This window comes from Hydrogenivirga okinawensis, assembly GCF_055385515.1.
This window is the reverse complement of the sequence record NZ_AP042386.1, coordinates 1,078,282-1,099,202: the sequence shown is the minus strand read 5'-3', so window position 1 is coordinate 1,099,202 and position 20,921 is coordinate 1,078,282. Positions and strand designations below refer to the sequence as shown.

The following is a 20,921-nucleotide window of genomic DNA, read 5'->3' as shown; positions in this document are numbered from 1 at the left end:
CATGAAGGTACCCGACAACCTGGTCTACTCGATCTTTCAATTTCAGGACGAAAGAATAAAGCGTGAACTCATCCGTAAGACCATAGAGATATCTACCGGTAAGAGAATACACGACTTATCTGACGATCCGCCCGCCACCTTTAACGTCATGAACCTAAAGAAAGACATAGCTCAGCTCTCCCAGTTTTCTAAAAACAGGCTGTTCGCCGACGTGAACCTGACATACATAGATTTCACCTTGGGTAAGATCTCGGACAGGCTGAAGGAACTTTACACCAAGACAGCTCAGGCAAAAAACCAGATACACACACCGGATGCCCTCGCGAGTATGGGTAAGGAGTTTGAGGATGCTCTCTCCTTCCTGCTCAACATGGCTAACGAGAAGGTGGGTGAAAACTACATATTTTCAGGCACGGCTCTCACAACGAAGCCCTTTGACGATAACTTCAATTACCTCGGTTCACAGGAAGTGTTCAGCGTGCAGATGGGTGAGGATAGCTTTGCGGAGGTCTTCCAGCCCGGGGACAGGGTCTTTACCACCAACGTTCTCGAACTTGACGTTAGCTACAGCTCCCCGGATGACACGCTTTCCATAGGAGGTGACGGGTCGGCAGAGCTGGTCATAGACTACAAAGGGAACACTTACTCTATAACCTACGATAACGATACCTCTACCTCAGCTCCCAGCACACTGAACGAGCTCGCCAACGCTATAAACTCCGCATCGGGAGGCGAATTTCAGGCTTTTGTCCATCAAAAGGAGGATGGAACCTATACCCTCAGGCTAGTGCCCAGCGAGGCGGGCCAAGAGATAACCGTATCCTATGCGAACGCTGCAAGTCCCTCTGAAGAGCTCGGAGACTTTAACCAGCTCTCGGTATTTCGGATAGTTAACAGGATAAAGGACAAGCTTAAAGCTGGGCTCTCTCCCGATGATTCGGATCTCGCCTCAGTTCAGAGGAGTTACGAAAAGATCGTCTATGAGAGATCTGAGTCGGGTAGCGTTTTATCGCAGGTGAGAGCGATTCAAGAACCCCAAGAAAACAGGATGGATGTCCTCAAGAAGCAGAAGTCGGACAACGAAGAGGTAAACCTCTCCGAGAGCATAATGGAGTACACGAGATACAGACTTGCCTACGAAGCCCTTATGAAGATAGTTGCAGATACGAGGGACCTCACGATACTCAAGTATATCTGATCACTCTTCCTCGGTGAAGGCACTCAGGATCGTTTCTATTATAGAGATTATCACCGATATGACGTTTGCAGCCAAGGCTCCAAGAGCCAGACCGACCGCCTCGTTATGATCTCCGAGGAAGAAGATGAAGAGTGCGGGGATGAGGTGCAGATCCGCAACGAGACTCGAGGCTAACATCTCCGTGGACAGGACTCTTCCTTCCCCTATCTTGAGTATGGTTGCTGCGAGGTTCGTGGCAACAACGATAACGAGCTCGTAAGGGTTTGGACTGACTATAAAGCTTATGTTTGTTGTGAGAGCCATGAGAATGAAGAAGTCGGTAACAATCTTCTTGTATCTCATTTCACCCCCTCTAAGAGCCTGTGGGCTTCTTCAAGTAGAACCTTCTGAGCCTTCCTTAAGTTCTTGGGATGACCGAAGATTATCAGGGTGTCTTCCTCCTCTATGGTCGTTTCCCCCGTAACAGTAACGTCCAAGTATCCATCGGGTTTCTTTATTGCTATTATCGTGACCTTAAGAACACCCCTCAGATCTATCTCCTTCAGCTTCTTGCCCACGAGTGGGGATCCGGGACCCACTTTGAGCTCAAGTATATCTATGTCCGTTTCCTCGCCGAAGGCGATTCTATCAAAGAGATCAGATATGAAGGCGGAACCCGCATGGAATATGTAGGCGGCGAGTCTCGTAGCCAAGAGCTTGTCAGGAACGAGAGCCCTGTTCGCGCCCAGTTCCTCGAGCTTCTGAGCGGTTCCGTCTGTGGAGGCGAAGGAGTAGATGAAGAACTCCTCCTTAGAGGGTCTCAGGAGCCTTGCGGTGACTATAACCGCTATGTTCTGAGCATCATCTCTAAGGTTTACTACCATACCTTTGGCGTTCTTTATTCCCGCAGATATTAAAACGTTCTTTCGATAAGGCTGTTCGGTTATGAAGTACTTTATGTTGTGTTCGTGCAGGTACTTGAGAGCCTCTGGTCTGTCCTCTATAATCACGAACTCTATCTTTCTCTTCTTAAGAGCGTCGGCGAGCCAGGCAGAGGTTTTATCGTAACCGCAGATTATGAAGTGATCCTTCAGTCCCTCGATCTCCTTCAGCATCTTTATAGCCCTGTAGAGATTGATTATATCTTCCTTAAAGAAGATTCTGACTATTACAGTTATGGAAGTGGTAAAGACTCCTATTCCCATCAGGGCTAAGAAGGAGGTAAAGATCCTACCGTAAAGAGTGTCACTCCCCGGAGAGATCTCCCCGAAGCCTATCGTCCCTATGGTTATTATGGTCATGTAGAAGGAGTTGATGAAGTCTCCTCCGGAGAGGATCATGTAGCCGATAGTTCCCACAGTTATAGCACCGTGAAGCATAAGGAGGGGTAATCTGAGCTCTTTAAGAGCTTCTATGAACTTCCTCTCATATACTTCTATAAGTCGCGGTTCCCTCTTCCGCCTTCTTATCCTCTTTTTCAACTTCGCCTTTATCCTCGGCATTCCCTTAAATGATAAAATAATGCCCATGAAGATAAACGCCCTCGTGATAGATGTGGAGGGGACCACTTCAGAGATCACAGAGAAGCTCAACGAAGCTCTCGATGCCATTTACGAAGAGGGAGGAGAGGTCGTTGATGTCAAGGTTACCCACGCGAGGGAGCACGGGATAGACGGCTTCACGGTTGTTTACACCATAATCTACAAGTCCGAGAGGGAAGTCCCGGAAGAGTGAAAATGACACTTAGTATAAAAACATACCGCCGGAGACTCCCTGATGGAGGAGATACAAAGCGTGCAGAAGTACCTGAAAAGTCTGTTTGAGGAGATCAGGAAGGAGCTCACCGAGAACGAGTTCATCAGAAACCTCGTAGGCTCCGAAGAGAAGCTCAACACCCTCATGGAGCAACAGAAGGAACTCCTCTTCGAGTACATAGAGAACTGGGAAAGCAGTTCCACGGACTTCTCCGGAAGGTTTGAAGAACTCTACACGAGCATAGACGTTCCCTACACCGTAATAGCTTGGAACATAGACAGGATAAAGACCAAGCTCATGGAGAAACTGATAGAGGAAGGGTACTCTCAGGAGTTTCTGATCCGCATGAAGAGACACCTTGAGGATCTGGTAAACCAGATAGCGAAGATCTATCTTCGCAAGGATGTTGGCGTTCTGAGAAACTTTAAAGACTCGGTCTTCTCCGACAAGCTCCTTTACAGGGTTCACCGTGAGTGGTTTTTAAAGATAGCGGAGTGCGCGGAGAAGGATGACTTTTCTGATTTTCCCCTCATGTCCGCTCAGGAGTGCAAATTTTCGGAAGTTCTTGAGTATCCAGAGTCTATATTCGTGTGTTTGGACGCCAACATGTGCACCTACATCCGCAACCTCCACACCCTTATACACGACACCGCCAACAGCTTCTACGCCTTCTACACAAAGGGAGCTTTCTATCAGGCTTACAGGGTCTTTAAGGATCTCACCGAGTTGGTCGCAAAGCTTTTAAAGACCATATCCGAGCTTTACTTCCTCGCTTACTCGGATCCGGAAGGTAACTTCTTCAAGCTTGCCCACGGACTATCCAAGGAAGAGGGGTATAAGTACGTCTCCCTCATAGATGTAATGGGACTCAAGAAGATAAACAGAACCCACGGCGAGGAGTTCGGCGATGAGCTCCTTAAGAAGGTTGCCGATAAGCTTCGGGAAGTAATCGCGGGAGATGAGGGCAATACCTTGGTAATAAGAGGAACAACCGCCAACTTTTACATGTTCAACATGAACTACACAGAGGAGGAGATGAAGGAGTTATCCAACAGGATAGCGGAGGAACTGCACTTTACCTTTGAACGCGAAGGTGTCAAGATCCCAGTGTCCATAATAGTGGCGACCCTTGAACTTGAACCCTTCGTTGAGCTTGTTGAGAGCGAGCTGAGGGATATCCTCTCCTACTTGAAGGAAGAGGCTAAGAAGGTAAGCAAGCATAGAGTGATATCTATCGGTAGGGAAAAACGTCAGGAGATAATGACATGGATAAACGAGAAGTACAGGAACGTTGAGAAGGTAAAGAGCAAGATAGAGGAGGGAGAGGTTGAGCTCGTCTTCCACCCCATAGTGGACGCAGAAGATACGAGCAGAGTTGTAGGAGCGGAGGTCCTCGCAAGGCTGAGGGACGGGGACAAGCTCATCCCCGCCGGACTCTTCATAGACCTGATCTACGAGCTTGAACTTGTTGAAAAGCTTGATGGACGGATATTAGACAAGTTGTCCGAGTATGAAGATAAGCTATCTATCTTGGGAAATCTTTACGTTAACGTCAGCTCAAAATCCCTCGTGTCCGACGCCTACCTTGAACGTCTGTGCTCCTTTATAAGGAGCTTCAAAAGCACGAGCCTGACCATTGAACTCACGGAACAGCAACTCCTTGAGAACACGGAGGCAGTGTTCAGGATTGCCGAAGCGGGGAACGTGGCGGTTGCGGTTGACGACTTCGGAACGGGATACTCCTCCCTTAAACTGGTTGCCGACCTTGCGGAGAGGGAGGTTCTGAAGGTTCTCAAGATAGACGGCTCCCTCATAAGGAACATCCTCAACTCCAAGGCCACCGAGAAGGTGGTTGATATCATCTCCGCCCTGAGCAAGAAGCTCAACGTTAAGACCATAGCGGAGTTCATAGAGAACCAAGAGGAACTGAACGCCGTCCGCTCCTTAGGGGTTGATTACTGCCAAGGTTACTACATAGCCAAGCCCATGACGATCCACGAACTCTTGGCTTGGGTGAAGACCAGCCGTGATAATCATAGTTAAGGTAAAGCCCGGCTCCAAAAGGGAAGGTGTTAAGGAGATCTCGAAGAACAAACTTGAAGTCAGGGTAAGCGCACCTCCCGAAAGAGGGAAAGCTAACGAGCGGGTCATAGAGCTTCTCGCAAAGCATTACGGCGTAAGCAAGAGCAGGGTGAGGATACTCAAAGGCGAGAGGGCGAGGGAGAAAGTGGTTGAGATTTCCCTCTGAGGGTTATAACCACCACGTCAGGAGGTGATAGGAGTCTCATCGGTGGTCCTCCCGTTCCCACTCCCTTACTGACGATGATGTACTTTCCCGGTGAGAGCTCCTTCATGCCCCTGTCTGTCTCGAAGAGGATTCTGAGGACGGTGTAGCCGACGAAAAAGAGAACACCTCCGTGGGTGTGCCCTGCGAGAACCAGATCTATGTAAGGGAGGGCTTCTTTTTTAACTTCTGGTCTGTGTTTTATGAGAACAGTGTATTTCGCGCTATCGATCCTTCTTAATACCTCAAGCTCATCGATGAAGATTTTGTATCCGAGCCTTTCTCCATCCGGATCGTCCACCCCCGCTATGTTCAAAAGACCGCCCACGGTGGCAACCTCACCTCTCAGAACCTTAAAGTCAGCTCTTTCTAAAAACTCGACCGCCTGTTCGAGACCTGCATAAAACTCGTGGTTTCCGAGGACGGCAAATTTTCCCAAAGGTGGGTTCATACGGGCGAGCATGAGAGCCAGCTTCTCGGAGTTCCTCATGTTCCCGTCCACAATGTCTCCCGTAGCCACCACAAGGTCTGGCTTCTCTCTTTCGTAGGTTCTCATCACCATCTCTATCCTGTCCTCCCCCATCACCGGTCCAAGGTGTAGATCCGAGATATGGAGAACCTTTACTTCCTTTCCCGGTGGTAATTTAGGGGTTTCTATCGTAAACCTGTAAACCTGTAGAAAATGAGTTTCGGCATGGCTGTAAGCGCTCAGGAGTATTGATAGAACAAGGGTTATAAAGAAGGCGCTTCTCTGTGAGGGAGAGCCGAACCTCCGGTATATGTCTACCATGATACCGACTAAGAAAAAGTAGATGATAAAGCCCATCCAAAACAAACTGAAGAAAGCTAAGGGCCTTGAAACATCCGTATAACCACTCTTGTCTAAAGTCCTGTAGAGGACTGGTGAGAGAGTGGTTAGGGTAAAGAGCAGAACCGTAAGCACCTTAGTGCCTGCAGACAATTCGAGAACCTGGTTCACCTTTTTGTAAGCGTAGTAGTGCACGAAGGAGTAGAAGAGGAGGAAGAGGGGAACGAAGAAGCGCATCAGGCTTGGAGAATAGCCCCCTTGGAGGCGTTGGTAACGAGCTTTGCATACCTCCTGAGCCAAGAACTCGGTATCTCCTTACGCTTGGGTTTGAAGTTCTCGAGCCTCCTCTTGAGTTCCTCCTCGGATATGAGGAGTTCAAGCCTCCTGTTAGGTATATCTATCAGTATCTCGTCTCCGTCCTGAACCACGCCTATGGGTCCTCCCTCAGCGGCTTCGGGAGATACATGTCCTATGCAGGCTCCCCTCGTTCCTCCTGAAAATCTCCCATCTGTGATTAAAGCCACCTTGTCCCCGAGACCCATACCAACTATCGCCGAGGTGGGCGAGAGCATCTCCCTCATACCCGGTCCGCCCTTGGGTCCCTCATATCTTATGACGACAACGTGTCCGGGCTTCACCTTTCCTCCCAAGATTCCATCTATAGCTTCTTCTTCGGAGTCAAAGCAGATTGCCTTCCCTCTGAACTTCAGCATGTTCTCCACAACGCCGGCGGTCTTCACTACCGAACCCTCTGGGGCGAGGTTTCCGAAGAGTATGGCTATCCCTCCGTCCTCAGAGTAAGGATTATCTATAGGTCTTACCACCTCTCCGTCCGCATCTTTAGCCTCCTGTGCTATCTCTCTTAGCGTCTTGCCGCTTACCGTCGGTCTGTCAAGGTGTAGGAGCCCCTCCCTCTTGGAGAGTTCCCTGATTATGGTCGGGATACCGCCCACCTTGTCTAAGTCCTCAATGTGGTAGTGGGAGGCGGGGGCTATCTTGCATACGGTCGGAGTTCTTTTGGATATCTCGTTTATCTTTCTGAGGTCATACTCTATCCCGGCCTCCCTCGCTATGGCGAGAAGGTGGAGTATGGTGTTGGAAGAGCCTCCCATGGCGATGTCCACGGTGAAGGCGTCGTCTATAGCCTCCTCGGTGAGTATGTCCCTCGCCTTTATGTCCTTCTCCAAGAGTTCCATTATCTTCCTCGCCGCTTCCCTCGCGAGGAGCTCCCTTCTGGGGTCTATAGCCAAGATTGTTCCGTTCCCCGGAAGAGCCAAACCAAGAACCTCGGTTAAGCAGTTCATCGAGTTTGCGGTGAACATTCCCGCACAGCTCCCACAGGTGGGACAGGCGTTCTGTTCTATAACCTGGAGCTCCTTCTCCGTTATCTGACCGCTCCTTAACTGCCCTATTCCCTCAAACACCGAGATCAGATCTATCTTCTTCCCCTCGTGCTCCCCGGCGAGCATAGGTCCACCACTTATGAATATGGTGGGGACGTTGACCCTCATCGCCCCCATAAGCATTCCGGGAACTATCTTGTCGCAGTTGGGTATGCATATGAGGGCATCGAGCTGGTGGGCGTTCACCACCGTCTCTATGGAGTCCGCTATCAACTCCCTTGATGGAAGGGAGTAGTGCATCCCGTAGTGCCCCATCGCTATTCCGTCGTCCACACCTATTACGTTGAACTCTATGGGGACACCCCCAACTTTTCTCACCTCCTCCTTTATGGGTTCCACGAACTCCCTAAGGTGGACGTGTCCCGGGATTATATCTATGTATGAGTTAGCTATGCCTATGAGGGGCTTATCGAAGTCTTCTTCCGAAAGGCCACAGGCTCTCAAAAGCGCCCTGTGGGGAGCTCTCTCCAAACCTTTCTTTATAACGTCGCTCCTGTATCCCATCTCTTACCTCCGTGGATTTAATTTAGCCCCTTTCTTGGATTTCTTCATAAGATACATCCTTTCGTCTGCGAGCTTCAGTATTTCACTCACATTCAAACCCTCTTCGGGAACTTCAACCACTCCGTAGCTTATGGAGATGTTGTACGCTCCCAGATATGTTTCCACGTCCTTCCTCACCTCCTCCAATCTCCTTTGAATGCCATCGCTTGTGCAGTTGTGGACTATTATTAGAAACTCATCGCCGCCTATTCTACCCACAACGTCGCTCTTTCTAAAACGCTTTTTAAGAAGGTGGGCTACGCTCTTGAGAACTATGTCTCCCTCTGAATGCCCGTATAGGTCGTTTACCCTTTTAAAGTTATCTAAATCCATGTAAACAACACAGAAGCTTGTGTTACCCCTCTCCGCAAGGGCGGTCATCTTGTTTAAAACGTCGAAGACAAAAGCCCTATTGTGGAGACCTGTGAGCGTGTCTATGACTGCTTTTTCTTTGAGAGAGTGTATAAGCCTTCCGAGGATCGTGCTGTAAAACATGGATAGTAGGAAAACGGCTCCATACGCTCCCAAGGATTGTCTTATATGCGCCCAGTCATAAGGAGACGGAACTAATCCTGTATGCTTCAAAAGATGTATAGACAGAATACTACCGACAAGGAGGACGTTCCACAGAATAGCTATGCGCGGTGGCTTCATGAAGAAGGATAGCAGTGGAAACGTATATATCCAGTATATCCCAGTGCCCTCGACACCTCCGGTGATTACCAGAAAGGAAAGCACCGTAACTACAAGAGTTAGAATGACGTTAGAGGCAAGGTTGTAGTTCTTCTTACGATGATAGTAGAGGAGATTGAGGGCGGCTAAGGAAATCAAAACCGCTTCAAACAGAGCATATCTGTAATTACCTGCGAAGAGGTGTTGGAGAACACCGAATACAAAGGTAAAGGTTATCCCTACGAGGGAAAAGGTGTGTATAAATCTGCTTCTATAGGGGGCTAACTGGGAGTTTTCCATAGATTATCTCGGTGCCTTCTTTTGGTGGAGGCGGCGGGAATCGAACCCGCGTCCGAGGACGGTGGCCCGATCCGGGGCTCTACAGGCTTAGCCCGTGTTTGCTTCTGCCCTCAGGTCGCCCACGGGCAGGCTTCCCGAGGGGAGCACGGGCTCAGATCTCGGAAGCCCCTCACCGTGCGTCGGAGCTTCCCAGCCTCTGTCGTCTGACGCCTTCAGGTCGGCCAGAGGCACACCTCCCTGAGGCGCGCTGCCTTTTAATTAGGCAGCGAGAGCGACTTCAGCTTCGGGAAGTGTTTCGAGCGGCTGTTAAGGTTGCCACCCTGCCTGCTCCCCGGGGACCACCAGACCCCGTCGAAACCAGTCGCCCCCTTCCAAAGCCAATAACTAAATTTAGTTCAAATCTATGAAGCGGTCAAGGATCTCAGAGCCTCGAAGAGTTCTTTTAAACCTTCATCGGAGTATCTCAGACTTACCGTGAGCCTCAGCCTTGCCTTCCCCTTGGGAACGGTTGGGTACCTTATAGCCTGAAGGAAGATACTCCTCTCTAAGAGTTTTTGCGCAATCTGATAAGCTCTGCCTTCGTCTCCAACGATTACAGGAATTATGGGAGTTTTGTGAAATCTAACTTCAAAGGGAAGGTCCTTTAAGTTGAGATAAATCTCTTCTGCCATCTTTCTCAGTTTTCTCACCATGTCGGGGTTTTCCTCTATTATCTCCAAACTCTTCATAGCCCCCGCGCAGAGGGCAGGGGGAAGAGAGGTGGTAAATATCAGACTCCTCGCCTTGTTTACGAGGAGTTCTATTAGATCCTTGCTCCCACACACGAAGGCTCCGTAGCTCCCCAAGGCTTTAGATAGTGTCCCCATGATGATAACGTTCTCTCTCCACTCCAGACCGAACTCCTTAAGGCTACCCTTCCCTTCCCCTATCGTTCCCGTGGAGTGGGCGTCGTCTACGTAAAGCAGACAGTCGTATCTTTCCGCTATATCGTAGAGTGCTTTCATATCCGCCACGTCTCCGTCCATACTGAAGACGCTGTCGGTAACTATGAGAACTTTTTTGAACCTGTCCCTCTCTTTCTTAAGCACTTCTTCGAGATGCTCATAGTCCCTGTGTTTGAAAACTATCCTCTTAGCCTTTGACATCCTGCATCCGTCGATCAGGGAGGCGTGGTTGAGTTCGTCGCTCAGGATGAGGTCTCCCTCTCCAGCCAGAACCGGTATCGTCCCCACGTTGGCAAGGTACCCCGATCCGAAGAGGACGCAATAGGGAGTTCCCTTGAACTCGGCGAGCTTGCTTTCGAGTTCTTTGTGATACTTCGTGTAACCAGAAACTAATTGGGACGCCCCGGAACCGAGCCCGTACTCCTCCAAAGCCCTCTTGGAGGCTTTTATTACCTCCGGGTGATCCCTCAATCCTAAGTAATCGTTGGAGCAGAAGTCCTTAAGACCTTCCCTTAGAATTCTCCTCCTGTAGAGGTTTTTATTCCCTAAATCATGGAGTATCTCCCTTATCCAGTCCATAATCTTAATTATGCTGGGAAAGAACTACCGGGGTGTCTTCAGTAAGATGGGAGAGGGTCTTTTGGAGAAGTATATAGAAGATCTTAAAAAGGAGCTTGAGAACAAGCCGGAAGATCCTGAGCTTCTCTTCAAGCTCGGTGTCGCCTACGTGAGGATAGGGAGGATAGACAACGCGAGGGAGGTTTACAAGAGACTCAAGGATATAGACGTAGAGAAGGCGAAGGAACTCCTCGATAGGATCTACGAAGTTTAAATTAGGTTATAATAATAAATTGCAACTTTTGATAAGGAGGTCTGCGTAATGCCCCTTTCCAAGGAGAAGAAGTGGGAACTGATAAAGGGATTTCAGAGACACGAAGGAGACACCGGTTCTCCCGAAGTGCAGATAGCCATACTGACCGAGAGGATAAACAGGCTGACCGAGCACATGAAGAAGCACAAGAAGGACATCCACTCGAGAAGAGGACTGATAGCTATGGTGAACAAGAGAAGGAAGCTTTTAGAGTATCTCAGAGAAACCGACTATCAGAGATACATTGAGATCTCCCAGAAACTCGGGCTACAGGTAAAGTGATATGGAAGAGGTAGCGAGGATAGGAAATAGCAGAGAGCCGATAGTAATAGAGGTAGGCAAGTACGCAAAGCAGGCGGACGGAGCAGTTGTTGTAAGGCAGGGGGGAACCGCGGTTCTCGTCACCGCGGTGATGTCCGATGAGCCCAACACCGAGATAGACTTCACCCCTCTGACAGTAGATTACAGGGAGAGACCTTCCGCCTACGGAAGGATCCCTGGAGGCTTCATAAAGAGGGAAGGTAAGCCCACCGAGAGGGAGATCTTAGCCGCGCGGGTAATAGACAGACCCATAAGACCCCTGTTCCCGGAAGGCTTCTTCCACGACGTCGTGATAACCGCCCTGACCCTCTCCGCGGACGATAACTTTGATCCCGACGTCCTTGCGATAACCGGAGCTTCGGCGGCGCTCCACATATCGAGGATACCTTTCGAGGGACCCATCGCGGGAGTGAGGATCTGTAGGATCGATGGAGAGTTCATAGCCAACCCCACCTACGAGGAGAGGAGGGAATCCGACCTTGAGATCGTGATGGCGGGAACTAAAGACGCCATCGTAATGGTGGAAGGGGGAGCCAAGGAGGTTCCCGAGGAGGTGATCACGGAAGCCCTCTACTTCGGACTCGATGCTATAAGGGAGGTTATAGAGGCTCAGGAGAGGCTCAGGGAAAAGGTGGGAGTTTCCAAGGTTGAGTTCGAAGGTATATCTCTCGACGAGGAACTCTTGAAGACCTTGGAAAAGGAGTGTTCCGAAAGGATAATCTCCGCCTTCTCCATACAGGACAAGAAGGAGAGGAACAAGGCTCTCGAAAGTATCTTGGAGGAGTTCCTTGAGGCTCACGAGGTTCCGGAAGACCTTCACTTCAACGTTAAGTACTTCTTTAAGAAGCTTGAGAGCAGACTGATGAGGGAGAAGATCCTGAACGAAGGTATCAGGATAGACGGAAGGAGACCCGACGAGATAAGACCTATAAGTATTGAGGTTCATCCCTTTGAGAGACCTCACGGGAGCGCCGTCTTTACGAGGGGACAGACTCAGGCTTACGTTACCGTTACCCTCGGTGCACCCGATGAGGCTCAGATGATAGAGACCATAGCGGAGGGAGAGGTGTTCAAGAGGTTCATGCTCCACTACAACTTCCCTCCCTTCTCGGGCGGTGAGGCTCGCCCGTGGGGTCCTCCGAGGAGGAGGGAGATAGGACACGGAGCTTTGGCAGAGAGAGCCTTAGAGCCGGTCATACCCGATGAGGACGAGTTCCCCTACATAATAAGGGTCGTTTCGGACATCTTAGAGTCCAACGGATCCACCTCCATGGCTACGGTGTGCGGAGGATCCTTAGCCCTCTTTGATGCGGGAGTTCCCGTAAAGGGCGGAAAGCACGTGGCGGGAATAGCCATGGGACTGATCCTTGAAGGGGACAGATACGTTATCCTCTCGGACATACTCGGAGATGAGGATCATCTGGGGGATATGGACTTCAAGGTTGCGGGAACGAGAGATGGCGTTACGAGCATACAGATGGACATAAAGGTTAAAGGGATAACGAGAGAGATAATGGAGACCGCCCTAAAGCAGGCGAGGGAAGGGAGGCTCTATATACTCAACAAGATGTACGAAGCCATACCGGAACCGAGGAAGGAGCTCTCCCCCTACGCCCCGAGGATAGTTATATACAGAGTGCCCGAAGAGAAGGGACCGCTCATAATCGGTCCGGGTGGTGCCAACGTGAAGAAGATCTATGAAGAAACGGAGGTGAAGGTCTGGGTAGGAGAGGAGGGAAGGGTCTATCTGACGGGATACTCCGACGAGGCTATCCAGAAGGCTATTGAGATGATAGAGAACCTCATAAAGGACGTGGAGGTGGGAGAGGTTTATGAGGGTAAGGTTACGAGGGTTGAGCCTTACGGGGTCTTCATAGAGATACTCCCCGGTAAGATAGGACTCCTCCACGTTTCCAAGATGGCGCAACCTATCAAGCACGCGGGTGAGAAGTATAGCGTGGGGGACGTCGTGAAGGTAAAGGTTCTTGAAGTGGACGAGATGGGAAGACCCAAGTTCACCACCATGGGTATAGACGGAGAGCAGGCTCCTCCTGAGCAGAAGGTGGAGGTAGGCAAAGTTTACGAGGGCAAGGTTACGAGGGTTGAGCCCTACGGAGCCTTCGTTGAGATACTCCCCGGTAAGGTTGGACTCCTTCACGTGGACAACATGAGGAGGAGGGTCAGGGACGCGAGGGACGTTTACAGGGTCGGACAGAGCGTAAAGGTCAAGGTCTTTGAGCTTGACGAGAGGGGAAGACCGAAGCTGACGGACAGGGTGGAATGAGGATAAGGGTAAGGGTGAAGAGACTCCCCCACGGGGAGGGGATAGAACTTCCCTCTTACGCCACTCCCCACTCCGCCGGTCTGGATCTGAGAGCCGCCGTTGACGAGCCCGTGGTTCTGAAACCGATGGAGAGAGCTCTAATTCCTACGGGTTTTATCTTTGAAATTCCAGAAGGTTATGAAGGACAGGTAAGACCGAGGAGCGGACTCGCGATAAAGAAGGGTATAACCGTTCTCAACTCTCCGGGGACGATAGACTCCGACTACAGAGGGGAGGTCAAGGTTATACTCATAAACCTCGGTCAGGAGGAGGTGGTCATAGAGAGGGGGGAGAGGATTGCTCAACTGATAATAGCTCCCGTTAGCAGGGTGGAGCTCGTGGAGGTGGAGGAGGTAAGCGCCACCGCGAGGGGAGAGGGTGGCTTCGGTAGCACGGGGGTTAAGTGATCACTTCCTCCTCACGTAGTCGGTAAAAACGAAGTCCTTCTTCTCTACAAGCTTGTGGCAGGAAAAGCACTGCATGTAATCCTTGGCGCTCTTGCCGAAGACCTTGTACTTTCCCTTCTTGGAGTCGTAGACGAACCTCGCGAAGCCCCATCCTCCTGTGTCCTTGAACCTCTTGGAGTCCTTTATCATGAACTCGACTCTCTGAATAACGTCGGGTTCAACGGAAGCCTCGAAGGCGGGATTCTTCTTCAGGCTGTATCCTATCTTGACGAGTATAGATCCGTCGGGGAACTCCTTCCCGTTGAGGGGTATCCCGCTCCTGTAAGCCTTTACCGCCACGTCGTTTCCTATTATGTACCTGAGTTCGTTCTTGTCGGTCCTGTAGTGGGTCGCTACCACGTGCCAGTTCTCGTAGCCCTTTATAACTCCAAACTTCAGTCCCGTAGGAGCCTCCAGATCCCAGTCGCTTGCAAAGGCTACGCTCGCCATCGCACCTGCTATGAGGATCCTCTTCATCGCCTTACCTCCCTTCCTGAAGTTTTAAAGGAAGTTACTTCCCGAACTTGAATTTTTCTTGAACTCTCCTTGAACGGAGTTCAAAATTAGTGGTGATGAGGGGAAAGATATTGATAGTTGAGGACGATCCCCTAATAGCGGACATGGTGAGGCGCTACCTTGAGAGGGAAGGCTTTAGGGTTCTCTGGGACTCGGAGGGAAGGAGAGCGAGGGAGAGCTTCAGACTCTACAATCCTGACCTTGTGATCCTTGACCTCATGCTCCCGGACGTGGACGGCTTTGAGCTCTGCAGGGAGTTCTCGGAGAGCGCCCTCGTTATAGTCCTGACCGCCCGCGATGCGGACGAGGATAAGATAGTCGGTTTAGAGCTGGGTGCGGACGACTACGTTACCAAGCCCTTCAACATGAGGGAATTGATAGCCCGTGTGAAGGCTCTCCTGAGGAGGAAGGAGAAGCTCTCTTCGGGTGAGGTTCTGAGGGTAGGAGGCTTTGAGGTCAGAAACGACGAGATGAGGATATACCTGAAGGGAAAGCTCCTTGATTTAACTCCGAAGGAGTTCCTCATACTCAGGAAGCTACTCTCCAAGAGGGGAAAGGTGGTCAGTCGGGAGGAGCTGGTTGAGGAGATCTACGACGGGGACGTTCCGAGCTACGAGAGGATAGTGGACACCTACGTTTACAGGATAAGGGTAAAGGTCATGGAGGTGGATCCTTCGGAGGCTCGGAGGATAAAGACGGTAAGGGGGTTCGGCTATCGCTTTGAGTAGGGTCTCCTTCCTTACGGTTTGCTTTACCGCCCTCTTCCTGACCTACCTCGTGGTAGCCTCCCTCGTAGCCTTCTTCACCGTCAAGATAATCGGCGTCCCGATAGGGAAGAAGATGTTTACGAAGATCGTCCTCTCTATAATCTCCTTCGTTCCCCTCTACATCCTGATCGCTTACCTTCTCTCAAAGCTCGTGAGCAGGGACCTGAGCAGGCTCTCCAAGGCGGTGAAGGAACTTCCCTTTACCGAGGACATACCGGGGAGCAGGATAGCGGAGATAGACGAGCTCGCCGAAACGATCTCCCTCCAGTCGGGGAGGATAAGGGAGATGATGGAGGCTCAGAGGTTCATGCTCTACAGGATAGCCCACGATCTCAGGACTCCCATCACGAACCTGAGGAACGTTCTCTCGGCAATGGAGGAGGATCTGATAGGTGAGGAGGAGAGAAGATCTTACCTCAGGAAGCTGATAAAGGAGACCGAGAGGATGGAGAGTCTGTTGGAGGAAGCCCTCTCAAGTGTGAGGAAGATAAGCAGGCGGTTGGAGCCTGAGAGGGTGAACCTGTGCGAGTTCCTCCGAGATGTGGAGGACATCTGGAGGGTTAGGTTTGAAAAGAAAGGGATAGGGTTTAGCTTCAAGTGTGAGGGGGAGCCGATTGTTGAGATACCACTTCAGGATCTTGAGGAGATAGTGAACAACCTTTTAGAGAACGCTTACAAGAACACAAAAACGGGGGAGGTTAGGGTCAGGGTTCTTCCGGAGGAAGACAGGGTGGTTGTGTCCTTTGAGGATACGGGGGAAGGCATCTCCACACCGCGACTTCAGGAGGCTTACAGGAGGGGTAGCCTCGGACTCTACATAGTCAGAGAACTCACCTGGAAGAACGGCGGAAGGATTGAGATAGAAACTTCCGAGAAGGGAACTTCCGTGAGGCTCTTTTTCAAAAAGGCTCGGAGCATATAATTATCTTTGGGAGGTGAGAGCCATGAGGGGATTAAAGATCTTTCTCTCCGGACTTCTGCTGACTGGCGTAGCCCTTTCCGCCGACAAGATAATACTCAAAAAACCGCCGGAGTCTTTAAAGAAGTATTATCCGCCTGCCTCTAAGAAGTTTGAGTTCCTCTCTAACATGCATCTTATGAGCACGTCCTTTTACGGGATAAACCTGAACGTGAACGAGGACAACTGGGAAAAGGCTTTAGAGTGGGCAAAGAGATTGAGGGACACCTACGTCAAGACCTCCAAGATGGTTCCCGAATGGAAAAACTACTTCAAGCCCGAGCTCGCCGACGGGCTCGTCAAAGCGGTGAGCTCCAAGAACGTGGATAAGGTGATAGAGGCGTCCAAGAAGCTCGGTCAGACCTGCGCCAAGTGTCATCAGGACAACGAGATAGCGGTTAAGCTCGTATATCGTTTCCCCTCCTTTGAGGAGATAAAGATAGAGGATCCCGTGGAGTTCATGGAGTACGAGGTTCCCAAATACATGGAGAAGGTAACCAACTCTATGAAGGCTCTGAGGATATACCTTATGCAGGGGGACAGGGAGAAGGCTCAGGAGGCGGGGACCAACTTCGTGGAGAGGGCACGCCAACTCAGATCCATGTGCTCCAAGTGCCACACAAACAAGCTCTCAGAGGAGATTATAGTGGGCAAGGAGTTCGAAGGTGCCCTGGCGAAGATAGAGGAGCTCCTTTCCTCCGATAAATTCAAGACCGAAGAGGTTTTGGAGGCTCTCAATCCGATAGGCATGAGCTGTACCAAGTGCCACAACGTTCACCTCATACCCGCCAAGGTTCAGGAGGCGTTTAAGAAGTGATACCTCTCCTCCTGCTGGCTCTCCTGCTGGCGGGGTGTGAGAGGTTCGAGACCGTGTTTGTAGAGGAGGATCTCCTCCAGAGACCCCCCGCCAAGAGGTGCTCCGACTGCCACACGGAGATATACAACGAGTGGAAGGAGAGCAGGCACTTCCACGCTTGGACGAGCGAGAACTTCCGCATCGAGTCGGAGAACTACGGAAAGCTCAAGTGCCTCCCCTGTCATGCCCCCCATCAGGTGTATCCCGAAAAAAAACCTGTTCTCAGGGCGGAGTTCAGGGAGGACGGGGTGAGCTGTGTAGCTTGCCACTTCAAAGAAGAAACGGAAGCCATGCACGGACCTCTTAAGGTATGGTCTCCTCCCCATCCTTCCAAACAGGATCTCAGCTATCTGAGATCCAACTTCTGCGCCGGCTGTCATCAGGAGACCTACAAAGAGTGGAAAACCGCAAAGGTTCAGAGGAGCTGTCAGGAGTGCCACATGCCGAGCCTCGGTAAGAAGGACCTCATACAGAAGTTCCCCTTCTATCTCTTTCATCTTGCCAAGCCGAGAACCTCTCACAAATTCCCTTCCCTGAAAGCTAAGCCCGAAGATCTTGAGGTGAAATTAGAAGAGGGCAAACTCGTCCTCACCAACGTTGGTGTTCCCCACAACCTACCCACAGCCGATCAGGGAGATCCCAAGCTATACGTGATAGCCGAAGTGAAGTTCAGGAACGGGAGGAAGAGGACCATCAGAAAGCTCCTCTCCCCCCAGTCGAAGACAGCCTTAGAGTATAAAAAACCGAGATACATCAACCTGCCGGGGGGTGAAGTAGAAGAGGTTAAGGTCAAGATCCTTAGGAGGCTCGCCTGGAGTAAGGAAAGGGAGCTTATAAAGGAGGTTACTTTGCAAACTCCCTCTCCCTGACCCTCGGATCTATCCAAGCTAAAAGGAGATCCGCTATCAGGTTGCCCACGATGAGCATTATCGTCCCTATGTAGAGTCCTCCCATGACGAGGAAGAGATCCTGAGATAGAACCGCGTCAAGCATGAGCATCCCCATCCCGGGCCAGCCGGTTATTATCTCTATCAGAGCGGCACCGGAGATAAGGCTCGCTATCTCGTATCCCAGCAGGGTCGTAAAGGGGTTCATGGCGTTCTTCAGAACGTGCTTGACAACCACCCTTCGGGGAACTCCCTTGGCTTTGAGCATAACAACCATAGGGCTCTTGAGCACTTCAAGAACTGCGCTCCTGACGAGCCTCGTAAGACCCGCAAGGGAGACGAGAGCCAAGGTCATGGCGGGGATGAATAGATGGTGCAGAACGTCGAGTATCTTTTCGAAGAGGCTGAGCCTCTCGAAATCGGGGCTCTGAACACCTCCTATGGGGAACCAGCCCGTTTTACTCGCTACAAAGAGGAAGATAAAAGCTAAGAAGAAGCTCGGTATGGACATGAAGGAGTAGGCGTAAGCCTGTATCAGTTTGTCTATCTTCTTACCTTCGTTGAAGGCGGCTATCATACCGAGGGGGATAGCCAAGAGCCAAGCTATCAGGGCGGAACTCACAGATAAGAGTAAGGTGTTTGGTATCCTTTCCGCTATCAACTCTACGACGGGAGCGTGATACTGGAAAGAGTATCCGAGATCAAAGACGAGGGCGGACTTAAGCCATTTAAGGTACTGGATAAGGAGGGGCTGATCCAGTCCGTAGAGCTTTTTAAGCCTCTCTATGGTCTCGGGGGAGATCTGGGGATTCAGCTTCAGCTGATCTAAGAAGTCTCCAGGGGCGAGTTTTATTATCACGAAGGAGAGGAAGGTTACTCCTACGATAGTGGGGATCGCCTGAAGGATCCTGAGGAGGATAAACCTGATCATATTAGAAGTAGTTGGCTATGAAGAACTTGGTTTCCTCAAAGTACCTCTCTATTTCCTCCTTATGCTTTTCCTTTACGTATTTCACCAGTCTGTAATCGTCCCAGTACCCGACCATAGGTATCCAGTCGGGTATTCCGTCCTTTGTGTCTATGAAGTACCACAGAGCTGCTATGAAGTCCTCCCTCGCGCTGTCCTTCAGCTTAAAATCAGGATCTATGAGTATCCTGTAAAGGAGCTTCACGTCTAAGATCAGGTTTCTGAGGTATTCCATCGTTGGGGGAACCTTGTCGAGCTTCTTTTTAAACTCCGCTTTCAATCGCTCTAAGTTGTTGAGATTCTCGTAAGTTTTATACTTCCTGAGCTTGTTCTCCAAACCCATGGCTGAAATTATATCATGCCCGTTTTACGGCTTAGAACCTATAATTAAAGGTGTGAGATAAAAGGAGGGAAGTGACATGAGAGAGAAAATCCTTTCGGGACTTGTCAGGGGGTTTTTGTTTTTTCTTCTAACCTTTGGCTTTTCCCTTTCGGAAACGGGAGTTCTGGTACCAACACCGCTCACCAAGAAGGTAGGAGATTACTATGTAAGTATAGGGGTGACCTCCATATCCGAACTCAAGAGGTCCTTCCCAAGAGCCTACAACCTGCTTATCAAACACCACGGTGAACCGGGTAATAAGGACACTCATCACATCGCTGTAAGCCTGTGGAAAGAGGAGAACGGACAGGTGAAGTACCTTTCCAACTTTAAAGTGGAAGCTGAGGTCAGATCACCGATCTTCAGGGCTGTGAGGAAGAAGCTCACGAAGTATCCCCACCAGTATGGCGACAACTACGGCGGCTGGTTCGATATGTCCGACAAGGGGCTCTATCACATTGCCGTAATAATCCGCGAGGACGGGAGGACCAAGAGGGTGGACTTCGATTACCTGATCCAGTAAATCCTGATAAAATTAAACAAACGCCGTTTTAACCCGGAGGTAGTCTGATGAAACTGCATGAACATCAGGCGAAGGAGATTTTTGCCAAGTACGGTCTCCCCGTCCCAGAAGGGAAGGTCGCTTTCACTCTCAAGGAAGCTAAGCAGGTCGCTGAGGAGCTCGGTAGCTTTCCCCTCGTGGTGAAGGCTCAGATTCACTGCGGCGGAAGGGGGAAGGCTGGAGGTGTGAAGATAGTAAAGAGTATGGAGGAGTTAGAGAAGGCTGTAGAGGGAATGCTCGGAAAGGTTCTCAAGACCTTCCAGTGCCCTGACGGGAAGCCCGTGAACAGGGTGTGGATAGAGAGGGCTACCAACATAGATAAAGAGTTCTATCTTTCGATAACCTTAGATAGGGCGAGATCCAAGCCTGTTCTCATGGCTTCCGCGGCGGGAGGTATGGAGATAGAGGAGATAGCCAAGGAGAACCCGGAGGCGATAATCATAGAGGAGATAGACCCCGAACTCGGACTCATGCCCTATCAGGCTCGCAAGCTCGCCTTCAAGCTCGGACTACCGGTCAAGGATTTCTCCAAGATGGCTCTGACCCTTTACAGAATATACACCGATCTCGACGCCTCACTCGTGGAGATAAACCCCTTGGTTCTTGACAAGGAGGGGAACGTAATAGCCTTAGACGCCAAGTTGGAGGTAGACGATAACTCCCTCTTCAGACACAAGGACATAGAGGAGATGGAGGACGAGACCCAGATCTCCCCCCTCGAGGTGGAAGCAAAGAAGTACGGGCTCAACTACATAAAGCTCTCCGGGAACATAGGCTGTATGGTGAACGGCGCGGGTCTCGCCATGGCTACCATGGACATTATCAAGCTCGCGGGAGGAGAGCCGGCGAACTTCCTTGACGTCGGTGGTGGAGCGAACGTAGAGCAGATAGCCAACGCCTTCAGGATACTTATGGCGGACGAGGACGTCAGAGCTGTTTTCATAAACATCTTCGGTGGGATACTCAGATGTGACAGACTTGCCCAGGGACTCGTAGAGGCGGGTAAGATGGTAGAGCTTAAGGTCCCCATAGTTGTCAGGATGGAAGGGACTAACGTGGAGGAGGGCAAGAAGATCCTTGCCGAGTCGGGAATGAACTTCATAAACGCCGAAGACATGTGGGACGGGGCGAGGAAGGCGGTAGAGTTAGCCCAAAAAGCAAGCTGAGGAGGTCTGAAGG

Annotated in this window: 23 protein-coding genes and 1 other RNA gene; 14 read left to right on the top strand and 10 right to left on the bottom strand. The window is 50.7% G+C overall.

Annotation, left to right across the window (positions count from 1 at the left end; translation table 11 throughout):
* The first annotated feature begins 1 nt into the window (after position 1).
* Positions 2-1,198 carry a flagellar hook-associated protein FlgL gene (gene flgL, locus ACZ483_RS06350; RefSeq protein ID WP_464323348.1) on the top strand — a complete coding sequence of 399 codons (1,197 nt, stop codon included), beginning with the start codon at positions 2-4 and terminating at the stop codon, positions 1,196-1,198.
* Here flgL and ACZ483_RS06345 read toward each other — a convergent pair whose 3' ends face one another.
* Positions 1,199-1,540, bottom strand: coding sequence for a DUF6394 family protein (locus tag ACZ483_RS06345; protein ID WP_464323347.1), 342 nt, complete (start codon positions 1,538-1,540; stop codon positions 1,199-1,201).
* Positions 1,537-2,679, bottom strand: a complete 1,143-nt coding sequence (locus ACZ483_RS06340) for a potassium channel family protein (RefSeq protein ID WP_464323346.1) — start codon at positions 2,677-2,679, stop codon at positions 1,537-1,539. The genes ACZ483_RS06345 and ACZ483_RS06340 overlap by 4 nt, the downstream gene beginning before the upstream one ends.
* Before the next feature lie 19 nt (positions 2,680-2,698).
* Between ACZ483_RS06340 and ACZ483_RS06335 the strand changes: the two genes are divergently transcribed.
* The 3 genes from ACZ483_RS06335 to ACZ483_RS06325 are packed head-to-tail and all read left to right on the top strand — an operon-like array spanning position 2,699 to position 5,180.
* Positions 2,699-2,911 carry a hypothetical protein gene (locus tag ACZ483_RS06335; protein WP_464323345.1) on the top strand — a complete coding sequence of 71 codons (213 nt, stop codon included), beginning with the start codon at positions 2,699-2,701 and terminating at the stop codon, positions 2,909-2,911.
* A 42-nt stretch (positions 2,912-2,953) separates the two neighbouring features.
* Positions 2,954-4,975 (top strand): EAL domain-containing protein, encoded by a 2,022-nt coding sequence (locus ACZ483_RS06330; protein ID WP_464323344.1) that lies wholly within the window; start codon positions 2,954-2,956, stop codon positions 4,973-4,975.
* On the top strand, positions 4,959-5,180 hold the full coding sequence (locus tag ACZ483_RS06325) for a DUF167 domain-containing protein (protein WP_464323343.1): 222 nt from the start codon (positions 4,959-4,961) through the stop codon (positions 5,178-5,180). Before ACZ483_RS06330 ends, ACZ483_RS06325 begins: the two co-directional genes overlap by 17 nt.
* Here ACZ483_RS06325 and ACZ483_RS06320 read toward each other — a convergent pair.
* From ACZ483_RS06320 to bioF, 5 genes are all read right to left on the bottom strand, one after another.
* A complete protein-coding gene (locus ACZ483_RS06320) occupies positions 5,134-6,261 on the bottom strand; it encodes a metallophosphoesterase (RefSeq protein ID WP_464323342.1) in 1,128 nt (375 codons plus the stop codon). The two genes, ACZ483_RS06325 and ACZ483_RS06320, sit on opposite strands and share 47 nt — an antisense overlap.
* A complete protein-coding gene (gene ilvD / locus ACZ483_RS06315; protein WP_464323341.1) occupies positions 6,261-7,931 on the bottom strand; it encodes a dihydroxy-acid dehydratase in 1,671 nt (556 codons plus the stop codon). The genes ACZ483_RS06320 and ilvD overlap by 1 nt, the downstream gene beginning before the upstream one ends.
* Positions 7,932-7,934: 3 nt before the next feature.
* Positions 7,935-8,942, bottom strand: coding sequence for a GGDEF domain-containing protein (locus ACZ483_RS06310; RefSeq protein WP_464323340.1), 1,008 nt, complete (start codon positions 8,940-8,942; stop codon positions 7,935-7,937).
* Between the two features lie 22 nt (positions 8,943-8,964).
* Positions 8,965-9,311, bottom strand: a transfer-messenger RNA (tmRNA) gene (ssrA, locus tag ACZ483_RS06305).
* 32 nt (positions 9,312-9,343) lie between these two features.
* Positions 9,344-10,465: an 8-amino-7-oxononanoate synthase gene (gene bioF, locus ACZ483_RS06300; protein ID WP_464323339.1), complete on the bottom strand. Its 1,122-nt coding sequence runs from the start codon at positions 10,463-10,465 to the stop codon at positions 9,344-9,346.
* Between the two features lie 10 nt (positions 10,466-10,475).
* Between bioF and ACZ483_RS06295 the strand changes: the two genes are divergently transcribed.
* Genes ACZ483_RS06295 through dut form a run of 4 tightly spaced genes read left to right on the top strand, consistent with a single transcriptional unit; the run spans position 10,476 to position 13,808 of the window.
* Complete coding sequence (locus ACZ483_RS06295; protein WP_464323338.1) at positions 10,476-10,718, top strand: tetratricopeptide repeat protein; 243 nt, start codon at positions 10,476-10,478, stop codon at positions 10,716-10,718.
* Between the two features lie 48 nt (positions 10,719-10,766).
* On the top strand, positions 10,767-11,039 hold the full coding sequence (gene rpsO / locus ACZ483_RS06290; protein ID WP_464323337.1) for a 30S ribosomal protein S15: 273 nt from the start codon (positions 10,767-10,769) through the stop codon (positions 11,037-11,039).
* Position 11,040: 1 nt separating this feature from the next.
* Positions 11,041-13,362, top strand: coding sequence for a polyribonucleotide nucleotidyltransferase (locus ACZ483_RS06285; protein WP_464323336.1), 2,322 nt, complete (start codon positions 11,041-11,043; stop codon positions 13,360-13,362).
* Between the two features lie 2 nt (positions 13,363-13,364).
* Positions 13,365-13,808: a dUTP diphosphatase gene (gene dut / locus ACZ483_RS06280; protein ID WP_464325137.1), complete on the top strand. Its 444-nt coding sequence runs from the start codon at positions 13,365-13,367 to the stop codon at positions 13,806-13,808.
* On the opposite strand, the gene ACZ483_RS06275 is transcribed toward dut, so the two are convergent.
* Entirely contained in the window at positions 13,809-14,324 is a 516-nt protein-coding gene (locus ACZ483_RS06275) for a cytochrome P460 family protein (protein WP_464323335.1), read from the bottom strand.
* Positions 14,325-14,419: 95 nt separating this feature from the next.
* Between ACZ483_RS06275 and ACZ483_RS06270 the strand changes: the two genes are divergently transcribed.
* The 4 genes from ACZ483_RS06270 to ACZ483_RS06255 are packed head-to-tail and all read left to right on the top strand — an operon-like array spanning position 14,420 to position 17,813.
* Positions 14,420-15,091, top strand: a complete 672-nt coding sequence (locus ACZ483_RS06270; RefSeq protein ID WP_464323334.1) for a response regulator transcription factor — start codon at positions 14,420-14,422, stop codon at positions 15,089-15,091.
* Positions 15,084-16,052: a sensor histidine kinase gene (locus tag ACZ483_RS06265; RefSeq protein ID WP_464323333.1), complete on the top strand. Its 969-nt coding sequence runs from the start codon at positions 15,084-15,086 to the stop codon at positions 16,050-16,052. Before ACZ483_RS06270 ends, ACZ483_RS06265 begins: the two co-directional genes overlap by 8 nt.
* Before the next feature lie 22 nt (positions 16,053-16,074).
* Positions 16,075-16,905, top strand: a complete 831-nt coding sequence (locus tag ACZ483_RS06260) for a hypothetical protein (protein ID WP_464323332.1) — start codon at positions 16,075-16,077, stop codon at positions 16,903-16,905.
* On the top strand, positions 16,902-17,813 hold the full coding sequence (locus ACZ483_RS06255) for a multiheme c-type cytochrome (RefSeq protein ID WP_464323331.1): 912 nt from the start codon (positions 16,902-16,904) through the stop codon (positions 17,811-17,813). The genes ACZ483_RS06260 and ACZ483_RS06255 overlap by 4 nt, the downstream gene beginning before the upstream one ends.
* Here the strand turns inward: ACZ483_RS06255 and ACZ483_RS06250 are convergent.
* Both ACZ483_RS06250 and ACZ483_RS06245 read right to left on the bottom strand, forming a co-directional pair.
* A complete protein-coding gene (locus tag ACZ483_RS06250; RefSeq protein ID WP_464323330.1) occupies positions 17,788-18,762 on the bottom strand; it encodes an ABC transporter permease in 975 nt (324 codons plus the stop codon). The two genes, ACZ483_RS06255 and ACZ483_RS06250, sit on opposite strands and share 26 nt — an antisense overlap.
* Position 18,763: 1 nt before the next feature.
* Entirely contained in the window at positions 18,764-19,141 is a 378-nt protein-coding gene (locus tag ACZ483_RS06245; RefSeq protein WP_464323329.1) for a DUF1232 domain-containing protein, read from the bottom strand.
* A 76-nt stretch (positions 19,142-19,217) separates the two neighbouring features.
* Here ACZ483_RS06245 and ACZ483_RS06240 point away from each other — a divergent pair, with 76 nt between their 5' ends.
* Positions 19,218-19,703 (top strand): hypothetical protein, encoded by a 486-nt coding sequence (locus tag ACZ483_RS06240; RefSeq protein ID WP_464323328.1) that lies wholly within the window; start codon positions 19,218-19,220, stop codon positions 19,701-19,703.
* A 47-nt stretch (positions 19,704-19,750) separates the two neighbouring features.
* Positions 19,751-20,908, top strand: coding sequence for an ADP-forming succinate--CoA ligase subunit beta (gene sucC / locus ACZ483_RS06235; protein WP_464323327.1), 1,158 nt, complete (start codon positions 19,751-19,753; stop codon positions 20,906-20,908).
* Positions 20,909-20,921 lie beyond the last annotated feature (13 nt).